General features: G+C 25.5%; 5 protein-coding genes. 2 read left to right on the top strand and 3 right to left on the bottom strand.

The annotated features are described in order from the left end of the window. Positions 1-100: 100 nt before the first annotated feature. Together gldB and gldC are read left to right on the top strand one after the other, a co-directional pair. Positions 101-1,072, top strand: coding sequence for a gliding motility lipoprotein GldB (gene gldB / locus ACH2BO_RS09130; RefSeq protein ID WP_395044441.1), 972 nt, complete (start codon positions 101-103; stop codon positions 1,070-1,072). Next, a complete protein-coding gene (gene gldC, locus ACH2BO_RS09125) occupies positions 1,065-1,400 on the top strand; it encodes a gliding motility protein GldC (RefSeq protein WP_395044440.1) in 336 nt (111 codons plus the stop codon). Before gldB ends, gldC begins: the two co-directional genes overlap by 8 nt. A gap of 48 nt (positions 1,401-1,448) precedes the next feature. Here the strand turns inward: gldC and ACH2BO_RS09120 are convergent, their stop codons facing one another. The 3 genes from ACH2BO_RS09120 to ACH2BO_RS09110 all read right to left on the bottom strand — a co-directional run bounded on the left by ACH2BO_RS09120 (position 1,449) and on the right by ACH2BO_RS09110 (position 3,095). Further along, a complete protein-coding gene (locus ACH2BO_RS09120) occupies positions 1,449-1,877 on the bottom strand; it encodes a hypothetical protein (RefSeq protein ID WP_395044439.1) in 429 nt (142 codons plus the stop codon). Between the two features lie 5 nt (positions 1,878-1,882). Then, on the bottom strand, positions 1,883-2,383 hold the full coding sequence (locus tag ACH2BO_RS09115; RefSeq protein ID WP_395044438.1) for a hypothetical protein: 501 nt from the start codon (positions 2,381-2,383) through the stop codon (positions 1,883-1,885). Positions 2,384-2,705: 322 nt separating this feature from the next. After that, a complete protein-coding gene (locus ACH2BO_RS09110) occupies positions 2,706-3,095 on the bottom strand; it encodes a hypothetical protein (protein WP_395044437.1) in 390 nt (129 codons plus the stop codon). Positions 3,096-3,220 lie beyond the last annotated feature (125 nt).

The raw sequence follows: 3,220 nt of genomic DNA, 5'->3' as shown, positions 1-3,220 counted from the left end.
TCGTTTACTTTGTCAACTTTAATTGTGCTTTTTTTAGGCATTTTATTTAGAAGATTTAATATTGGGTAATGTATATTTGCAAAAATAATAAAAATTTAGAATGAAAAAATACATTTTTATAATAACAATTTCTGTTTTGTTTTTCTCTTGCGATAAAAAAAGCAAAGTTGAAAAAGCCGTTGAAGAAATTCCTGTAGAAATGAAGTTACATCGTTTTGAGCAAGCTTTTTTTGATACTAAACCATCCGATTTGCAAACCGTAAAAAATAATTTTCCAGATTTTTTTCAAGAAGGTACTCCAGATCAAGTTTGGTTAGACAAAATGCAACATCCGCAATGGAGAGAATTATATGTAGAAGTTGAAAATAAATACAAAAACTTTAATTCCAAACAAGATGAAATTGAAGAACTTTTCAAGCATATTAAATATTATTTTCCAACCATTAAAACTCCAGATATTTATACAGTTATAGGTGAAATGGATTATAATAACAAGGTTATCTACGCCAATGATAAATTATTAATTTCATTAGAATTATTTTTGGGAGCAAAACACCGTTTTTATGCTGATTTTCCCGAATATATAGCTAATAATTTTGAGGAACGTCAAATGCTGCCAGAAGTTGCTTCAAGTTTTTCATTAGGAGTTGTTCCTCAGGCAGAAGATAAAACCTTGCTTTCTGAAATGATTTATTATGGAAAACAATTGTATATTAAAGATGTTTTACTTGCTGATAAATATACTGATGCAGAAAAAATTGGATATTCACCAGAGCAAATTACTTGGAGTAAAGAAAATGAAGCATTTATTTGGACGTATTTTATTGAAAAACAATATTTATATAGTTCTAATTCAAGACTACCAGCTCAATTTATTTATATGGCACCGTTTTCTAAATTTTATTTAGAAATAGACAACGAATCACCAGGAAGAATAGGACAATATATTGGTTGGCAAATTGTTCGTTCTTTTATGGAAAACAATCCTAAAGTTACAGTACAACAATTAATAAAAATGGATGCAAAAACCATTTTCGAACAATCTAAATACAAACCCAAAAAGAATGAGTAATACTAAAACATCTGAAATAAAATTTAAAGTAGCACTAGACGAAAATAGAGTGCCCGAAAAAATATTTTGGACTGCACAAGATGGCGGAATTGAATTAGAAGAAGCCAAAGCTATATTGATTTCTGTTTGGGACAGTAAAGCCAAAGAAACATTGCGTATAGATTTATGGACTAAAGAAATGCCAGTAGACGAAATGAAAATATTTTTTCATCAGACTTTAGTTGCAATGGCAGACACTTTTGAACGCGCAACTCATGATGAAAAAATGGCAAATACCATGAAAGATTTCTGTGAATATTTTGCTGAAAAATTGGAGTTGAAGGGTTAAAAAAAGGTTCGCCTTTTTTATTGCGAACCTTTAGTTTTATTTATCAAATTACTTTAATTGGTTTTTTTTTAAATTTTCAAAAACACTTTTGTTTTCTATTTTTTCTTCTCTTATTAAGTGATTTCTTTTTATTTTATAAACTAATGGCAAACTATCACATTTTGTCCATTGAGAATATTTAATAGAATTGTTTAAACTATCAATAATAAACTTTCTTTTATTACAAAAAAGTTGAAGACTATCATTCGAAATCTTCCAAGAACCATTAATTTTTTGAGAACAATTTTTATATTCAAAACTGCTGTCACTGTTTATCATTATTTCAATTCCTACATAATAACTTTTAAATGATAAATTGTTTAATAACCTATTAAATGTTTTTTCTTTACTCGTTTCATATTTTCCATAAATAACATATGTTTTTTTAGAGCAAGAAAAACTAGTTAGAATAAAAAGGAATAAAAATAATGGCTTCATTTTTATTATAAATTTTTTGTTATATAATCATTTGATTTATTAGACATTGAGTCAATTTCAATTATTAACAAATCAATTTTAGATTTAGAATTAGAATCGTTGTAAATTTCTTTAATTTCTTTAAGATAATTTATTAGTTCTGTTTTTGTAGCATTATCTACCAAAATATTGGTTTCTAAGTTAGGGTTTTCTTCAAGTTTTGAACACAAAGGTATAATCTTATTTATTATTAAATCAAATGTTTTTTTACAAAATGACAAATCTATTTTGTCAAGAGGTAAATTTTCCGACAATTGATAATAGTACTGAATTACATTCTGACCACCAGCTATTTTTTTTAAATAGTTGTCTCTAAAGGAAATAAGTTTATTGTCAATAGTTATATAGTCATAATTAACAAAAGCATCTACTAATTTTTTCTGAAGCATATTCTTGCCGCATGAAGCTGAGGTTTTACAACTCCAACCAAAAGCTGTTCCAGTACAAGTACCATTTGAACTATTCATAAAACAAGGGTATTCTTTACAACCACTTCCAGTTCCTCCTCCATCTACATAATCTATAAAATTATCTGACGCAGGTAATTTGGATAAGGAGATTTCAGTACTTATTTTTTTTTGTAAATCAGAAATTTCGTAATCATTGTTTGATAGTTTATTAAAGTTAATAAAAGATATTGAAGTAGTTTTATTTTCTTTAAATAATAATTTAGAAATATTATGGATGTCGTTGGATGTTATATTATTTGATATTGAATTTGATATTTTATGTTCATTAAATGTTTCATTATTGTTTTCAAATAATTTTGCAATATATGATTTTGTTTTGTTATTTTTTTAAGTATAATAAAACTCCTTTTATATCCTTTTTTTTAATGTTATATTCATGCTTTTTATTTATTTCTTGATTTTTTGTAAAAACTATTATTCCTAAAATAGATTCAAGCTCAATCTTTTTTAATTTTAATTCATCAAACAAATAACTTAATTCATTAAAATCTTCCTGTTGTTTATACATAAAGGTATAGCCACTTTGTTTGTCCGTAAATTTTTTTAGTGTAAAATCTTTTGTTAAAAGTTTAGTCTCAGATAAAACATAATCTTTGCTTTCACATGTTGTACATTGATCATTTGCAATTTCCTTCTCACAAGATTGAAGAATTAAAAATATTAGAATTAACGAAGCCAAGGTTGTAACACCACAAAATAATTTTTTCATAATATATTGATTTAAGTTTACTTACTTTCAGTTTTTATAGTCGCTGTTTCAGTTTTTCCGACTTTAGAATTCATTATATAATATTGTATTAAATATAATTTTAAAAAAAATTAGCTCATTTTTTT

Origin of the sequence: Flavobacterium sp., from assembly GCF_043773265.1 — a bacterium.
GTDB lineage: Bacteria > Bacteroidota > Bacteroidia > Flavobacteriales > Flavobacteriaceae > Flavobacterium.
The sequence above is the reverse complement of the archived record's forward strand: the minus strand, read 5'-3'. Positions and strand labels throughout refer to the sequence as shown.